The 17228-nt window shown below is 54.5% G+C and carries 12 protein-coding genes; 6 read left to right on the top strand and 6 right to left on the bottom strand.

Annotation, left to right across the window (positions count from 1 at the left end):
- Window positions 1-39: 39 nt before the first annotated feature.
- From PBOR_RS35805 to PBOR_RS38220, 4 genes are all read right to left on the bottom strand, one after another.
- Window positions 40-2208 carry a glycosyltransferase gene (locus PBOR_RS35805; RefSeq protein WP_052429689.1) on the bottom strand — a complete coding sequence of 723 codons (2169 nt, stop codon included), beginning with the start codon at window positions 2206-2208 and terminating at the stop codon, window positions 40-42.
- A gap of 16 nt (window positions 2209-2224) precedes the next feature.
- The gene (locus PBOR_RS35800) at window positions 2225-4183 is read right to left on the bottom strand and encodes a tetratricopeptide repeat-containing glycosyltransferase family 2 protein (protein ID WP_052429688.1); all 1959 of its coding nucleotides are present in this window, start codon (window positions 4181-4183) and stop codon (window positions 2225-2227) included.
- Window positions 4180-6246 (bottom strand): glycosyltransferase family 2 protein, encoded by a 2067-nt coding sequence (locus PBOR_RS35795; RefSeq protein WP_052429687.1) that lies wholly within the window; start codon window positions 6244-6246, stop codon window positions 4180-4182. Before PBOR_RS35795 ends, PBOR_RS35800 begins: the two co-directional genes overlap by 4 nt.
- 166 nt (window positions 6247-6412) lie before the next feature.
- Window positions 6413-8545 carry a beta strand repeat-containing protein gene (locus PBOR_RS38220; protein ID WP_245647934.1) on the bottom strand — a complete coding sequence of 711 codons (2133 nt, stop codon included), beginning with the start codon at window positions 8543-8545 and terminating at the stop codon, window positions 6413-6415.
- A gap of 274 nt (window positions 8546-8819) precedes the next feature.
- On the opposite strand from PBOR_RS38220, the gene PBOR_RS29135 reads away from it, so the two are divergent.
- The 3 genes from PBOR_RS29135 (at window position 8820) to PBOR_RS29125 (ending at window position 10740) form a co-directional block, all read left to right on the top strand.
- The gene (locus PBOR_RS29135; protein WP_042217351.1) at window positions 8820-9356 is read left to right on the top strand and encodes a hypothetical protein; all 537 of its coding nucleotides are present in this window, start codon (window positions 8820-8822) and stop codon (window positions 9354-9356) included.
- A 24-nt stretch (window positions 9357-9380) separates the two neighbouring features.
- Entirely contained in the window at window positions 9381-9959 is a 579-nt protein-coding gene (locus tag PBOR_RS29130; protein ID WP_042217350.1) for a hypothetical protein, read from the top strand.
- Window positions 9960-10071: 112 nt separating this feature from the next.
- Window positions 10072-10740: an alpha/beta hydrolase gene (locus tag PBOR_RS29125; protein WP_081972236.1), complete on the top strand. Its 669-nt coding sequence runs from the start codon at window positions 10072-10074 to the stop codon at window positions 10738-10740.
- 233 nt (window positions 10741-10973) lie between these two features.
- Here PBOR_RS29125 and PBOR_RS29120 read toward each other — a convergent pair whose 3' ends face one another.
- Complete coding sequence (locus PBOR_RS29120) at window positions 10974-11990, bottom strand: LacI family DNA-binding transcriptional regulator (RefSeq protein ID WP_042217348.1); 1017 nt, start codon at window positions 11988-11990, stop codon at window positions 10974-10976.
- A 120-nt stretch (window positions 11991-12110) separates the two neighbouring features.
- Between PBOR_RS29120 and PBOR_RS29115 the strand changes: the two genes are divergently transcribed.
- Window positions 12111-13811 (top strand): alpha amylase N-terminal ig-like domain-containing protein, encoded by a 1701-nt coding sequence (locus PBOR_RS29115; protein WP_042217347.1) that lies wholly within the window; start codon window positions 12111-12113, stop codon window positions 13809-13811.
- Window positions 13812-13837: 26 nt separating this feature from the next.
- On the opposite strand, the gene PBOR_RS29110 is transcribed toward PBOR_RS29115, so the two are convergent.
- Window positions 13838-14953 (bottom strand): M23 family metallopeptidase, encoded by a 1116-nt coding sequence (locus tag PBOR_RS29110; RefSeq protein WP_042217346.1) that lies wholly within the window; start codon window positions 14951-14953, stop codon window positions 13838-13840.
- Window positions 14954-15176: 223 nt separating this feature from the next.
- Here PBOR_RS29110 and lipA point away from each other — a divergent pair, with 223 nt between their 5' ends.
- Together lipA and PBOR_RS36485 are read left to right on the top strand one after the other, a co-directional pair.
- The gene (gene lipA / locus PBOR_RS29105) at window positions 15177-16082 is read left to right on the top strand and encodes a lipoyl synthase (protein WP_042217345.1); all 906 of its coding nucleotides are present in this window, start codon (window positions 15177-15179) and stop codon (window positions 16080-16082) included.
- A gap of 354 nt (window positions 16083-16436) precedes the next feature.
- A complete protein-coding gene (locus PBOR_RS36485) occupies window positions 16437-17135 on the top strand; it encodes a YutD family protein (protein WP_042217344.1) in 699 nt (232 codons plus the stop codon).
- Window positions 17136-17228: the final 93 nt, after the last annotated feature.

Raw genomic sequence — 17228 nt, 5'->3', positions numbered from 1 at the left:
GAGTACAGAAGGGATTCCTGGTAACTGCGGGCTGTGAAATTATTCAGCCTGGAGGGCGGATCTTGCAAGCAGCAGCCAGGGGATGCTGCCGGAAACGACAGGCATTCCTTGCGGATGAACCCCGGCTGCGAGCAGCAGCTGGCAGTAGCTGAGGCCCACGGCTGCTGCAGTTCCGCCGGATTGCCGCAGCGCCTGTTCGTCAGCGGGGTCAAGCCGGGGGATCAGCCCGCAGGAATCTGCTATTGCTGCGTATAGCAGCCACTCGGCAGCATCGCCGGGCGAGCTGTAGAAATGAGCTTGCCCGGTATACATTGCGCACCACTGCTCCTTAACTGGAACAGGCGCTTGCAGCAGCCCGTGCAGCAGAGGCTGGGGCAAGCGGCTCCACTGGAAACGGGAAGCTGCCATTGGACTGAATAACAGCAGCAGAGTATCCCAAGCGCCTGCCTGGACCAGCAGCTGTGCGGTGTAAGAAATATCCGGAAACCTCAACGGTGTATCTGCGCTGAGCTCAGGATGTGATGAGCTGCCGGGAGGCGGAACGGAACTGTCTGTGTAATCTTCAGCGGTGCGCTGCGGGAGGGCGGAATTACTACTATCAGGATGCCGAACGGTCCCTTTGAACCTTCTGTCAGTTCCGGCACCGTCAGCGGGCTGGTCAGCCGGACGTTCCGCATCCGGCTCCCGCTCTGCCAGATGCGCTGGAGCACCGCCGTTCTGCTGCGCGAGCCAGCGGTGCATAGCAGCAATGCCTGGCCTGTTCCGGGCCAGGCGCTCCAGCCACTGTCCTGCTGCAGCGGGCCCTCCGCTGCGGCAGGACAAGGCCCACAGATAGCCGGATATCCAAGGCTGATCCGGCTCATCCCGCAGCATCCGTTCCAGCCGGACGGATGCGGTAGAGGGCTGTTCCGGGTCCCGGAACAGCGTACCCAGCAGCACCTGCAGAACCTGCCGGATGGCTTCCGGCAGATGCGGTGCTGCGCTGAGCGCCGCCAGCCATTCGGCGGCGCGGGCATTGAGTGCGGCAGGCACCAGCCTGCCCAGCACTCTCTGGGGCAAGGCAGGGAGCAGCTGACGGGTGATGGCTGTCAGCTGCTCCTCTTGTCCGGACAGCAGGCACAGTGGTGCCAGCTGTTCCCAGGCGGCGGAATAGTCAGGGGTGTAGCCGAGAGCCTGCCTGTAATGGTCCAGTGCCTCCTCATATAGAAACAGCCGCTCGCAGACCTGTCCGGTGAACAGGCGGGTCCGGCTTGTGCCGCTGCCGGAGGAGGACGGATATTTATACGCAGTATCGCCGCTGTCCAGTGCCCGCTGAAGCAGATCGTAAGCTAGCCATAACTCCCCTTGCTCAAGCAGTAGCCCGGCATAGCTCTCCAGCAGATCCGTGAAATCTGGATACAGAATGCTCCCAGCCTCATAGACAGACTGCGCCTCTTCCGGGCGTCCTCCGGCTTCTAGAGCGAAGGCTGTTTTGAGGTAAAGGTCAGCGGTATACCCGGAGTCAGCCGGAACTTCTTCCAGCAGCGGCAGGAAAACCTCCGCCGCAGCATTGTAGTTTCCCTGCTGGTAATGCTCCGTACCCAGTGCGTACCGCAGATGAATGCTGTGGGGTTCAAGCTTCAGAGCGGAGTGGATCAGCTCCAGATTGCGGCTGGTTTTATGCTTGCGCTGCAGCTCTCCATCCAGATATCCATAGTGATGCACCGGCAGAGCTGTGTATGCGATATTTCCTCCCGGAAGGCTCCAGATACTGGAGGCTACCTCTTCATGAATGCTGCCGCGAAACAGGATGCGTTCATCATTGCGGAACAGCCGGCACACATTGTCCGTAACATAATCTCCTTCGGAGAACTCACCTACATAGTGGATAAAAGGCAGGAAGTAACCGTCAGCACTCTGCGTTTCCAGCAGCCGCTCCACCTCTTCCGGCCTCCAGTCTGTGAGGGCTTCATCCGCATCCAGCACCAGAATCCATGTACAGGAGGCCAGCCGCAATGTGAGGTTACGGGCCTTGGAGAAATCATGCTCCCAGGGAAGCTCAATGATCCGGGCACCGAACCTGCGGGCGATGTCGATGCTCTCGTCACTGGAGCCTGTATCGGCAATGATGATCTCGGAGACCAATCCCTGCACGGACAGCAGACATTTCTCCAGATGCTGCGCCTCGTTCTTAACAATCATGCAGAGCGATAGCCCTGGAATAAGCATAGTCAGAAGCTCCTTCCTAATCGGCGGGTCTGGGAAGCGGAAGTGCGAGGCGTGCTCTTGCGGCTGCCGGCGAAAAGACGGATGAAGCCTCCAGCGTAGCCAGTAACTTGTCAGCCAGGGATATCCAGGGCTGTACAGCTGAGGCCGCAGATTCGGTGGCGGGCGTTGTCCGGGCAATTGCAGGATGCTGAAGCAGCGCTGCGATATCGCCGTGCTTCAGCTCTGCTGCGGGAATGGCCTCCGCCCGCTGAAGCAGCAGAAACAGCGAATCGGAAGATGCTGCCTCCGGTTCTCCAGCGTAATCATGCCCATTCTCAGCATGTGCCCCCGAACTACGCTTATTTGCAGCCCGCTCCCGCGCAACTGTTTCCCCCGCAGCAAGCTCTCCCTCACCACGCTCCCGCGCAACTGTTTCCCCCGCAGCAAGCTCTCCCTCACCACGCTCCCGCGCAACTGTTTCCCCCGCAGCAAGCTCTCCCTCACCACGCTCCCGCGCAACTGTTTCCCCCGCAGCAAGCTCTCCCTCACCACGCTCCCGCGCAACTGTTTCCCCCGCAGCAAGCTTCCGCTCACCAAACTCCCGCACGACCTGTTCCTCCGCAGCAAGCTCTCCCGCACGAAACTCCCGCACGACCTGTTCCTCTTCACCAAGCTCTCCCACACCAAACTCCCGCATGACTCGTTCCCCCGCACTCCGCTCCCCTGCAACACCCTCACCCACTCCGCCGCCCAACACATCAGCCGCTGCCGCATAACAACCGTCCGTTACCAGCAGCCGCACAAGCTCCTGGCGCTGCTCCGCCAGGATGGCGGGCAAATGCTCGGCCAGCCAGCCCTTGAGCTCAAGCTCACGGCCGGCGCATTTGAAGAGCCGCACCAGCCGGGTGACCAGCGGCAAGGGCTCCGGATGGAGCTGGGCCGCCCTGGTGAAGCAGGCTATCGCTTCATTATCCTCACCGATCTGCTGGCATACCTGCCCCAGAAGAGTCCGGGTAAGGTAAGTGCCTAGACCGGATTCGGTATGGTAGGCGGGAGGTGAAACTCCGATGTCCAGCGCCCGGCCCAGTGCAGCTTTGGCCTCGGCAAAAGCCGACACCTGCAGCAGCAAAGCCCCTTTAATATGGTGAAGATCGGGATAGTCCGGGAAGAGTGCAAGCCCCCGTTCACAAGCCTCCAGCGCACCCGGGAGATCGCCTGTTACAGCCCGGCAGCGGATTTCGTATTTATACAGCAGATGAATATAGCTCGTATCCGGCTCCACAAGGTCCAGCGAGGTCTGGATATGCTCCAGGGCATGCCCGTAATCTCCCAGACGCATATATTCAACTGCCATATTGAAATGATGAAAAGCATCCCCGGGATTCAGCTTCAGCTGTTCCTTAAGCAGCCCGATATTGCGGCTGATTTTATCTTTTTTCTCCACAACCCCGTCGGCGTAGCCGTAATGATGAACAACGACGGTGCTCATATGCATCGCGGCGGCCGGGGTTTCCTGCACAATCACAGCGGCAATCTGCTCATGAATAATTCCGCTGAAACGATAGTTCACGCGGCGCTTAAACATGCGGAGGATCGGATTGACCGTAATGGTCTGCGAAGCGCGGTCCGTCCCCTTGTGGTTATGAATCCGCACAAAAAACGCTTCATACTCCGTATGCTCCGCGCACACCAGCAATTCTTTTTTACTCCCGGGCTCCAGTTCTTCATCCGCATCCAGCACCAGAATCCAGGTTCCCTGCGCCACGGCCAGACCGGCATTGCGTGCGGACGCGAAATCCCCGTTCCAGGTGAACGGGATGATCCGGGCACCAAAGCTGCGGGCGATAGAGACCGTGGAGTCGGTTGAGCCTGTATCCACAACTATGATTTCATCCGCAACGCCGCGGACACTCTGCAGACAGCGGGCCAGGGTGTCGGCTTCATTTTTGACGATCATGCACAAGGAGATCAGCGGTTTGCGCGGTGTTTTTTTCATAAGCTCAGGTCTGCCCCTCTCTGCCGCTGTTTGTAGTTCCACACCGTATGCCAGGGCGTACGGTTTAGCACTGTGATGGAATGGGCAATCGCTGCCCGATCCTCCTGAAGAGGCCCGTGGGCATGTTCCCCCTTGAAGCTGTTCGCAACTTCCCCGAGACCCTGCTCCGCCAAATGCAGATAACAGAGCGACAATCCCGCCAAAACAGCCTCATTCCCGGGAGAGTCTTCGAGCGAAAGCCGGTACCAGCCCGCTGCTTCGGCATAATGCCCTTTATCCGCCAGCATCTCTCCGAGATACCGCAGCGTCGATCCCCGCGCTTCTTTGCTGCTGACCAGACGGATGAACAGCTCCCCCGCCTCCGCCCGCCAGCCTTCTTCATAGAGCACCTCCGCCAGATCGCCTGTATGAGCGGGAAACCGATCAACAAGCTGCTTACCCAGCGTGACAAGCTCCAGCTTCACGGCGAGCCGGATTACTTCGTGAATAAGCGGAGAGTGGACGGAATCAGCAACGGCTGCTTGCGGGAGGACTGCTTCAGACGATAATTGGGTATCGATAAAAAGCAATCCGGAGCGCAGCTCCGCAGGCGATTGCAGCCATTTCTCCTGCTGCAGCGCTTCGCCAAGCTCCCACGTACACACAGCCTCAAGGAGCCATAGCTGCCGCATAGTCTCTGTATTCAATCCCCCGGGAGACAGCTGTAAGGATTGTGCCCGCAGCTTGGCGGCAGTCTTACTGAACGCGTGGTATTTCCCGGTGCTGATCCAGGAAGACAAGATGAGCAGCACAGTATCTGCTTCCAGCGGAAAAAGCTCAGGCGGCTGCTCAGCAATGGCCTTATAAGCGCCAAGCTCATATAAAGTGCTGATAATCGCAGCTCTTGCTGCGCTCTGTCCGGTACCGGCAAGCTGTATTAGCAGCCCGGCGATGTCTTCATCCGGCACCTTCAGCTGCTGGAAGGCAGAAGCAATACCCTGCAGAGCCGGCAGATACAGGGAATGATGCTGCAGTGAACGGTGGAACAAACGGGCGGCCTCCTCCTGCTTGCCAAGCTGCTGTGAGATAACCCCCATACGGTGCAGCGGGCGGAAGCTGTCCATGCCTTGTTCGCTGACATAAGCTCTGCGCGGAGCAGGGGCGGAGGAAGTGTCCACTGCATGCTGGTAAGATTGATAAGCACGATCAGGAAGCCCCTGGCTCTCCCAGGACTGTCCCTGAATGTAATGTAAGTCGGGATAATCGCCATAGCGCATAAGTTCACGTGTCAGGAGGCTGTCGAGCGCTTTTACTTTACCGGTGGCCAGGTAGATTTTGCACAGATCTCGGATCATGGACGGACGGTAGGAGACCTGAAGCGGAGCATGGCCAAGCGTATGGAGCAGCAGTTCTTCGGCTTCCATCAGCCGCCCGTCCTGACAGCAGGTGACCGCCAGATTGTAGCTGTAAAAGGCATCGTCGGGCTCTTCTTCCAGCGCAAGACGCAGCAGTTGTTCGTTGCGGCTGGTTTTATTTTTGGCGCTCATAATGGAGGGCAGGTAGCCGAGGTGAATGATCTCTATGCTGCTGGTTCCGATTGCGGCTGCTCCATGCGATTTTAGAATAGAGGAATCTACACTTTCATGAATTCTTCCGCTGAAAAGGTAGCCCTGTCCATTGCGGAATAACCGCACATTGCTATGATACAGACGGTCCTCCGGATTACTCCCCAGCCAGTTCTCTATGCGTACTGTATAAGCTTCGGCTGTGCTGTCTTGCAGGATATCTTTAATTGACTCTATGGAAGTCTGCAGTATTTCATCCGCATCCAGCACCAGTATCCAGTCGGTATTCGCGTTAGACAATCCTGTATTGCGTGCTGCTGAGAAATTATTGCTCCACTGGACTTCATACACCGCAGCCCCATAAGCCCGGGCGATCTCCACTGATTGATCTGACGAGCCGGTATCGGTAACTATAATTTCATCAGCACCATCCAGACTGGCTAGACAGCGGGGCAGGAGCTCGGCTTCATTTTTGACAATCAGCTGCACTCCAAGAGTAGGTTTGGCAGGTTTATTCACGATTGTTCCTCCTTGGCGGACCATATATCATTCGGGGGCTGTTTACTGCCGATTGAGGCACAGGATCACACATTACCGTCTTATGTAAATGCAGAATGCTGCACAGGAAAGAGTACATGGATAACCATGCACTCTTTGCTTCTGCATCATATGACGGGTATTACGTTTACGTTCCTTGTGCATCAAAAATGACATTTAGCGTAGAAGCTGCACCCGGCGTGGAGGATTGATAGGAGAGGCGGGTGTATTTCAGGAACCGTGCAGGCACGATGACGTCAACCGAACCGGCCGGCAACGGATTGTCGCCTGTAGTATCCACGAAATAGTTGGTTCCGTCCGCGCTGATCTCAACACGTGTATTTATTGGATTGGCTCCCGTATTCACAATGAAGTAAGAATAGGTGCCCAGTACACTGGTAGTATTGGCCGGCAAAGGCGTGTAGGTATCTGAAGTTGCGATTCCGGTTGTAGCCAGCTCAATAAAGCTGCGTTGTGAAATCGAGGTTACGCTGCTCAGCGTACCGGCAGTAATCGTAGCCCCGAGCACGCTGGTGATTGTACCGGCGAGGATGTTAGTAACCGTACCAGCCGAAGATAATGTACCGGCAGTAATCGTAGCGCCAAGCACGCTGGTGATCGTACCGGCGAGGATGTTGGTAACCGTACCGGCGGATGATAATGTACCGGCAGTAATCGTAGCGCCGAGCACGCTGGTGATCGTACCATCGAGCAGGTTGGTAACTGTACCAGCTGATGATAATGTACCAGCAGTAATAGTAGCGCCAAGCACGCTGGTGATCGTACCGGCGAGGATATTAGTAACCGTACCAGCCGAAGATAATGTACCAGCAGTAATCGTAGCGCCGAGCACGCTAGTAATTGTACCCGCGAGGATGTTGGTAACCGTACCGGCGGATGATAATGTACCGGCAGTAATCGTAGCCCCGAGCACGCTAGTAATCGTACCTTCCAGGATGTTGGTGATCGTACCAGCTGAAGACAATGTACCGGCAGTAATCGTAGCGCCGAGCACGCTAGTAATCGTACCTGCGAGGATGTTGGTGACCGTACCGGCGGATGACAGTGTACCGGCAGTAATCGTAGCGCCAAGCACGCTGGTGATCGTACCATCTAGCAGATTAGTTAACGTACCAGCAGTAATCGTAGCGCCGAGCACGCTGGTGATTGTACCATCGAGCAGGTTAGTAACCGTACCAGCGGATGATAATGTACCGGCAGTAATCGTCGCACCAAGCACGCTAGTAATCGTACCGTCCAGGATGTTAGTGATCGTACCAGCGGATGTTAACGTACCAGCAGTAATCGTAGCGCCAAGCACGCTAGTGATCGTACCGGCGAGGATATTAGTAACCGTACCAGCCGAAGATAATGTACCGGCAGTAATCGTAGCCCCAAGCACGCTAGTAATCGTACCATCAAGCAGGTTGGTAACCGTACCAGCCGACGACAATGTACCGGCAGTAATCGTAGCCCCAAGCACGCTAGTGATCGTACCATCGAGCAGGTTAGTAACTGTACCAGCCGAAGTCAATGTACCGGCAGTAATCGTAGCGCCAAGCACGCTAGTGATCGTACCATCGAGCAGGTTAGTAACTGTACCAGCCGACGACAATGTACCGGCAGTAATCGTAGCCCCAAGCACGCTAGTAATCGTACCATCAAGCAGGTTGGTAACCGTACCAGCCGACGACAATGTACCGGCAGTAATCGTAGCCCCAAGCACGCTAGTAATCGTACCGTTCAGAATGTTGGTAACCGTACCGGCGGATGACAATGTACCAGCAGTAATTGTAGCCCCGAGCACGCTGGTGATTGTACCATCGAGCAGGTTGGTAACTGTACCAGCAGATGACAATGTACCAGCAGTAATTGTAGCGCCAAGCACGCTAGTGATCGTACCGTTCAGAATGTTGGTAACCGTACCGGCTGATGTTAATGTACCGGCAGTAATCGTAGCGCCGAGTACGCTGGTAATCGTACCCGCGAGGATGTTGGTGACTGTACCGGCTGATGTTAATGTACCGGCAGTAATCGTTGCGCCGAGCACGCTGGTAATTGTACCCGCGAGGATGTTAGTAACCGTACCGGCAGATGTTAATGTACCGGCGGTAATCGTAGCGCCGAGCACGCTGGAGATGGTCCCGTTCAAGATAACGGTGGTCAGGTTTCCGCTGGCATCCGTCGTCAGTGGGCGGTCGATCAGGGTCGAGGGGTCCCGGCCGAAAATAAGCGTGCGCAGATTGTCCGGGTTGGCTTGAAATGAACTGAAATTCGGCAAAGTTATTCATCCTTTCTTCATAGAATTGATATCGTCAGCCTGCTCATGAAAAGACCCAAACCGTCGTCTGGGCCTCAAGCATGTATAAGCTGCCGGGTGGAACAGGGTGAAGCCTGTACGTCAAAATAGGACCATTCGAATGGTGTGATATTACTATATGGAGAATTTAAGAGGATGACTGGGTTGCGGGGGTGAAAATACGCATATTGCCGAACAACCTGCCAGACTTCCTTGCATACTATGAGAATATGCTAGAACGAGGGAGGGTAAAGCTATGCCCAATGATGCTGTATTCAACCAGAACAGTCAGCCGCTGTATACAGAGCAGGTCAACACCTATATTGCTCCCGGTATTGATACCCTGCCTGAGGCGGGAGCCGCCATGTCTGGTTTATTGTTTGGATATTCCTTTGCTTCCACAGTTACTACTGCAGCTCCGCTTGTGATGCAGGTATCCAATCCGGGCGGCAGCGGACGTACGGTGTATATTTCGCGCGTAATCGCCAGCACCGGAACAGCAGCGGTAACCTTAACACTGCTGCGCAATGCAACTGTCGGAGGGTCTATCGTAACCCCGGTTAACTATAACTTCGGCAGCGCGGTCACCAGTGTGACGACTGCACGGACAGCAACCGCAGCACCCACCGGAAGTCCGGCAACGATAATGTCGCTGCTGCTGGCCACAGGTCCGGTGATTCTTGATTTAGACGGAAGAATTATTCTGCCCCCCGGCAACTCGCTTACGATAAACATTACGATTGCTTCGGGCAGTACGGCGGCTACCGGCAACATCAGCTGGTGGGAGAATTAGAATCATGAGGGGAGGGAGCGGATCATGCCTAATAATTATGTAATTAATGACAATGACCAGCCGGTCTATGTAGAGATGACGAATACTTTCCGGGCACCGGACATTAGCGCACCGCCCGAGATAAGCGCTTCCCAGTCTGCCGTTTTATTCTCGGCGAATGCATCGAACTCAGCAACCATCGTACTGGGACTGGCTTCTGCCATCATTACAGTGCGCATTAATAATCCGGCTGGCAGCGGCAGAACCTTGTATTTATCCCGCGTAAGCGGCAGTATCGGCGGGACATCGCTGCTGACCTCCATCTCGGGAACATTTACCATTGTTAGAGGAGGCACGATCACTTCGCCTGCCACGGTAACTCCGGTGAATAATAATCTGGCCAGCTCGGCGGCCAGTGCCATGACGGTTCAGTCCTCAACCGCGGCAATCACCGGGGGAAGCGTGTTAGCCACTTATCAATTAGCACCGGGAGTATTTACTCCGGCTTTTACCGGAAGTATCATCGTTCCTCCTAATAATGCACTCAGCATCAATGTAACCTCATCAAGTGCTGCCGTCGGGACCATTATCTCCGCGCTGAGTCTGACCTGGTGGGAGAGATAGCCGTTGTTTGTTGTCTGTCCATAGCAGGAACCGGGGAGTAGACCTTGACTTCAGTTCAGTTAAGGTTTATTTTTCTATAAATGGATATTAACAAGGTGCGAAATGAGGATGAATGATGGATAGCTGCCTGTTTATACACGGCTTCACCGGAGGCGAATATGAGATTGCTCCATTGTCCCAGATTCTCGGAGCGCATGATTGCCTGTCCAGAACGTTTACATTACAAGGTCACGGAGGCAGCCGGAGCGATCTGCTCCAGTCGGACCGCCAGGGTTGGCGGCAGAGCGCCGAGGATGAGCTGAATACATTGCTGACCCGGTCAGAGGGAGTGCATCTGATCGGTTTTTCTACGGGTGCGCTGATTGCTTCGCATCTTTCGGTTCAATACAGGGCCAGGATCAAATCACTGACCTTGCTGTCCACCCCTGTATTTCCGCTGAATCCGGTCCAGATCCTGCGGACACTGGGGCAGCCGGCGATGATCAGGAATTACATCCGTAAATGGGGCTCCACTCCCGCAAAGGCCACAAGAGAATTCCAGCGGCTGGTCCGGGAGAGCTTTGAAATCTATCCGCAGATGGATCTGCCAACCTTGATTGTTCAGGGGAAGCGGGATCATCTGGTGAAATTCAAATCTGCAGGCTATCTGGAGCAGACCATTCCCTCCGGCCGCAAGCAGGTGCTGATTATGGAAAAGAGCGGGCATATGGTCTGCCACAGCGAGGAGAGCCCGGCGATGATGAATGAAGTGCTGCAGTTTATCCGCAGCTCGGGAAATTAATTCAGGGTAAGCACATAGACAAGCCGAAGAGCCTCTTTCACAAATTTTGGTGGAAGGGGCTCTTCGGTATGCGGGCCTGTTGTATGATTTCACATTGACATTGCCTATAGCGCGTGTTAATTTCAATTTAAGGAAACCGGTTTCCCTCGAATGGGGCTGATATAGCCCAGCCAAGTTCAGTCCGGGTTATTCATTCGGACGAATTGCTTCATTTAATCTATTCAGTCCGCAGACTACTTACGGCTGCGCAAGGAAGACAACCTTGGAATCAGCACTGGCTCCAGCAGCTGTCCGCTCACGGGAGTGGCCGTGGTGCCAAGTTTGTCCATTAATAACCGTCCCGCGGAGGCCCCCAGCTGGAAGGTATCCATATTGAGTGAAGTGAGCGGAGGTGTGGTATAGGGGGACAGCGGGTATTCATCGAATGTGGCGATACCCAGCTGCTCTGGAATCTGAATCTTCAGTTCCCGGGCAGCCTGGAGCACTCCAAACGCAGAGAAGTTACTCATGCAGACGATTGCGTCAGGCGGTTCCGGGTTTTGCAGCAGCTGCATTGCCGCAGCGTAGCCATCCTCCTCGGCAGCTCTGCCGTTGATAATCCGGTCGCTGCGCACCGGAAGTCCCGCCTGCCGCAGCGTGGCCGTATATCCGGCGATACGGCGCAGGAACAGAGGCTCGTTCTGCTCACCGCCAATAAAAGCAACAGAGGAATACCCCTGCTCCAGCAGATGCTTAGTCAGCACAGTTCCTCCCAGCTCATTGTCACAATCGACCCAGGTTCCTGGAGGATTAATTTCTCCGATCGAGATGTAGGGGAACTCCAGCCTGTTAAGCTCTGCGCATAGCTCAGGAGTCAGCACCGAGGTGTTGGCAATGATACCGTCCACCCGCTTATTCAGCACCAGTCTATGCAGGAAATGTCCCTCAGCATGATCATGCTGAATGTTGGCAATGGTCAGCTCATATTTCAGGGGTCCGATGATGCTCTCCACCCCGCCGATAATGTTATAAAAGAACTGATTCAGAAATTCGCTTTCCTTGGACATATCGATCAGGATTGCGACCGTATTACTGCTTTGTCTGGCCAGTCCGGTAGCGATGCTGCTGGGGGTATAGTTCATCTGTTTAATGATATCTCTGACGCGGGTTTTCGTTTCCTCGGATATTTTGGGAGAGTCATTCATTACCTTGGATACGGTGGATTTGGCAACCCCTGCCGCCTGGGCAATATCCTTAATCGTAACTTTCATAGCGATCCCTCTCGGTCATAACGGTATTTGTACTTCCATGACAACAAAACTCGTTCTACCTGCCATAATAACACAGATTGTGCAAGCTACTCTATGCAGCACCAAAGGAGACTGACCCTAATGCCCAAACGTTTGTTTTTGTACCATACGGCCGAGGACCCCTTCGCTTACCCTGTAGGTTCCGGCACCCTGAAATTGCGGTTATTTGTGCAGAGCGGACAGTCACTCAGCTGTACCGTTGTCCACTCCGACCGTTATGATTCACCGGGCAGCGAGCTCCCGCAAGAGATGGAGCGGATCGGATCTGCCGGGGCATATGACATTCATGAGGCGGTACTCCGGACCGGAACCGGTAAATGCCGGTATCAGTTCCATATCAAGAATCCCGCAGGGGAGTATGTATGGTATGGAGAGAGGGGGATGTCGGAGAACCGGGAGCAGGCAGGGGCTTTTCAATATGCTTATATTCACCGTCCGCAGGCAACCCTGCTGCCTTCCTGGAGTACAGAGGCGGTTGTTTACCAGATCTATCCCAGCAGCTACAACAAGGGGACGTTACAAGGCATCGCAGACAAAATCTCCTATTTGCACAACTTGGGTGTGACCGCCATCTATATGACTCCGATCTTCGAGTCGCCTTCTGAGCATAAATACAATACATCGGATTATTACAGGGTGGACCCGGGCTTTGGTACATTGGAGGATCTGAAGATGCTGGTCGATACAGCACACCGCCATGGGATGAAGGTTCTGCTGGATGCGGTGTTTAACCATGCCGGGGATACTTTCTTTGCCTTCAAAGATGTATTGGAACGGGGGGAGGCATCGCCGTATAAAGACTGGTTCTACATTCATTCCTACCCTGTGAGCAAGGCGCCGGTTCCGGGTTATGAGACCTTTGCCAAAGCGGAAGCCAGCATGCCGAAGCTGAATATGGATCATCCGGAAGTAGCCGATTATATGATGGAGGTAGCCAAGTATTGGGTACGGGAGGCTGGAATCGACGGCTGGAGGCTGGATGTGGCCAATGAAGTGACCCCGGCCTTTTGGCCGAGGTTCCGGAGGGAGCTGAAGGCCGAGTTCCCCGAGCTCCTGCTGATTGGTGAGATTATGCATGCTTCCGGACCATGGCTCCGGGGAGACCAGTTCGACGGCGGGATGAACTACGTGCTGCGGGATGCGGTGCTGGAGTTTTTTGCCGCGCAATCTGCAGGACCGGTCCGCTTCATGGAGCAGCTGTTGCACCAGGAAGCCCTCTACAACGATCAGGCCAATTCAGCTATGTTCCAGCTGCTGGGCAGTCATGATACGCTGCGTTTTCTGACCGCCTGCAAGCTGGGAGGCCGGGGCTGGGACCGTGAGGCCACAAGCTTAAGCCGGATGAAGCTGGCTGTATTCTTCCAGATGACCTATATAGGCCTGCCTATGATTTATTACGGCGATGAAGTCGGAATGGAAGGAGCTACAGACCCTCACTGCCGGCAGCCGATGGTCTGGGAAGCCCAGGAGCAGAATATTTCATTACAGGAATGGTACAAACAGCTGATCTCCCTGAGAAAAGAACATGAGGTGCTGCGCACAGGCGGATTCCGCCCGTGGTTTACAGATGAACCGCGCAATGTCCTGGGCTATGTACGGCGCAGTGAACAGGACCGGATGGGGCTCATCATTAACAATTCTCCCAATGCTTATCAGCTTGAGCTGTGCAATTACCGTTCGGACAAAAATGTGCTGACTGATCTGTTAAGCGGCCTTACCATCCGCGCGGACAAGCGGGTTCTTGTGGAGATTGAACCATTTGGCTGCCTGATGCTGCATTAACCTGAAGTTTTAGATGAAACAGAGGCTTACTTTTTGTTTTTGTTTTTTTTCAGCTGCCGGTATTCCTGGTTCTCCCATTGCTTGAGCAGCGGGTAAGGATCGAAAGCCCATTCGGTAATTCCGCGGTCACGGTAGATCCCGTAATGCAGATGGGGCGGAAATTTGCCCTGGGTGCCCGGGCTGCCGTAGCCGGAGCTGCCAACCCAGCCGATCGTCTGGCCCGGTATGACAATATCTCCGCGCGATAGGGACTTCTCATAACCCATCAGATGAGCATAATAATGGTAGCGGTTCTCGATATCCCGAATGCCGATCCTCCAGCCGCCGTAGCGGTTCCAGCCCTTGGTCTCCACCACTCCGAAGCAGGTGCTGCGGACGGTCAAGCCATGCGGCGCGAACAAATCTGTCCCTTCGTGGATGCGTGCTCCTCCCCAGCTCCGGCCCGTTCCCCAGGTGCTGCGGTAGGCATAGTTTGTGCCGATCGGCAGGGGGAATGCACTGCCTGACAAATCAAGCCGCCCGAAATGCTCATACAGCTTGGCGAACTGGGCCACCCGCTGAGCCGCACGGCCGTTATGGTAATATTCCCAGACGCCGATGCTGAAGTCGCTGGCCGATCTGCCGTACTTAAGCAAATGCTCTGCCATGCTATAGAGCACATCCACATCATTCCCGGGATCGGCAATGCCATCTCCTGTGCCGTCACGGCCGAAGCCGCCGAAGAGGGTGATCGACTCCGGGAACTTATCCTCCTGGTCGGGATTCAGTGGTCCGGACCATACGGGTGCAGGGATGGAGATACCGGTGAGCCGGGCCGGAGCTTCTGCGGAGTCCGCTTCTGACGGCGCAGGGCTTTTTTTCTTTTTGGCGACGGAACGTTCATATTGGTCAATCGCAGCGAAACGGAACCAGGGAATTCCGGTTGCTGCACTCATCTGTTCGTAGAGCCCTTTGCGGGCAGCGGCTGCGGTTTCTTTGCTGTCTTTAGCTGTAGGGCTGTTTGTTGTCGTTGTCAGCTCCGGCAGTTTATAATAACGGGCAGCCTGGACACTCACGGCAGGACTGCTGCCCCAGAGCAAGGCGGCTGCAGACATGCATAATAGGGTTCTCCGGGTGTTACAGCTTCTAAATAGGGCCGGCATAATCTCAACCTCCTGTGGTCCGGACGCTTAGTAACCTATACATCCTCATGAAATGGCACCTTGCAGGTGCTTTTCTTTAGATTGAAGCAAAAGCGTTATTTTTATCCGTTACCTCCCAAAGGTTCACAAAAACAGGCAAATGGCTATTGCACATGCTATAATATGAGGCAGCAACTTTTAACTATGAAACTGACATTCAGATCGAAAGCGGGGTCTCATCATTTTGACTAATAGAACAGCCAAACAACCCAAGCCAGACTGGATCAAAATCAAGTTAACTACCGGTGAAGATTATCAGGAAATCAAGGGCATGATGCGTTCCAAGACGTTACATACCGTATGTGAAGAAGCGCGTTGTCCGAATATTTATGAATGCTGGGCTAACCGTACCGCAACCTTTATGATTCTGGGTGATATTTGCACACGGGCTTGCCGTTTCTGCGCTGTAAATACAGGTTTGCCTACTGAACTCGATCTGCTCGAGCCCGAACGTGTTGCCGAAGCGGCAGAAGGGATGATGCTTAAGCATTGCGTGGTTACCAGCGTGGCCCGCGATGACCTTAAGGATGGGGGGGCGCAGATTTTTGCCGAGACTGTGGCCGCTATCCGTAAGCGTCTTCCTCTATGCAGCGTAGAGGTGCTGATTCCCGATTTCCTGGGAGACCGCGGGAGTCTGGAGATTGTGATGAACAGCAATCCGGATATTCTGAATCACAACATCGAGACCGTAGAGCGCATGTCGGACCGTGTCCGGGCCAGAGCCAAATACCGCCGTTCTCTGGAGCTGCTGCGCCGTGCGAAGGAGATTAAGCCGGATATTCCAACGAAATCGAGCATTATGCTTGGGGTCGGCGAGGAGTGGGACGAAATTCTGCAGGCGATGGATGACCTGAGAGCTGTAGATTGTGATATATTGACATTAGGGCAATACCTCCAGCCGTCGCCGAAGCATCTGAACGTGGAGAAATATTATCCACCGGAAGAATTCGCTATGCTGAAGGAAGAGGGAATGAAGCGCGGCTTCAGCCATGTGGAGGCAGGCCCGCTGGTGCGCAGCTCCTATCATGCGCATGATCAGGTGAAGTCTGCTGCGGTTGCGCGTGAGGCGCGTTCCGTTTCCCAGGCTTAAGTGGGTCTTTGGTCTATCTTGTGCTTAATCTTGTGTGCATTCCATAATGTAATCTTTACAAAAATTTGCTGTGCAAATTTGCCTCGTGACGGAGTCACAGGGGATAGGTTTTAGTTTTTTGCTTTTAAAGATTTTTAGCTTTAAATTGAATTTAAGCTTTAGCCTTAAGGTTTCAGTTGTTAAAGAAGGGGAAAGGACCGATGGCGCGTTAGCGGCGAGGTCCTGGGGTGTGCGGTTACACCACCCCTCCGCGTTGATGGAGTCATGGAATGACGGCTTATCAACGCCCCCAACCCTCATAGAAAGGCAGGCGACACACGCTTGATCGTTATAGGTGGAAAAGGCTACGAGCTCATGCTCGATCATAAGGACGGCTGGAACCCGGAAGCATTTCGCGGAAGATACAGCGAGGTGCTGGACCGCTACGATTATATTATCGGCGACTGGGGTTACAGCCAATTGCGCCTCAAAGGCTTTTACCGGGATAATCACCCCAAGGTGAACCGGGACACGGCTATTTCAGGCATGGTGGATTATATTAATGAATACTGCAATTTCGGTTGCGCGTACTTTGTGCTGCACAAGCTGAAGGAAGCTCCGCAGGAGGGAACCTTCAAGGATATTCTGATTAAGGAAGTTCCTGAACCGGGTACGGAGGAAGAACTGGAGCAGGAGGCTGCCGAGCCGGCAGTGAATGTGAAAGATCACCGCGAATCCCCTTCCAAGGGAGGGAACCAGGCAGCTTCTAACCGCGACAAGGATCACGCAGGAGGTTCCAGCCGGGAACATGCGGCCAAAGACAGACCTGTGCGTGAGCACCAGAGCCGGAATCACCGGAACAAGGATGGTCAGGGCAAGAAGAACCATAAAGAGTTCCAGGGCAGAGGCCAGCAGGGCAACCAGGGGAACCAGGGCAGCAATCAAGGCAACCCGAATAACCATAAGCAGAACAAAGAGAACAGAGAGCATAGAGAGAACAATCCCAACAGACAGAATAACCAGAACAAACAGGATAACCCAAACAGCCAGAATCAGAATAACAGCCAAGCGTAGGCAACGCCTGTGCCGGGGCGGGTATTCTCCGGTGTTTCGGTGCATTCCCCCCGCAGAGCCGCTTAGGCGCTGCTAATAAAGCAAAGAGTCCCT

It is taken from the genome of Paenibacillus borealis (assembly GCF_000758665.1).
Lineage (GTDB): Bacteria > Bacillota > Bacilli > Paenibacillales > Paenibacillaceae > Paenibacillus_AQ > Paenibacillus_AQ borealis.
Note: the sequence above shows the minus strand (reverse complement) of the source record. Positions and strands in the feature narration are given on the sequence as shown.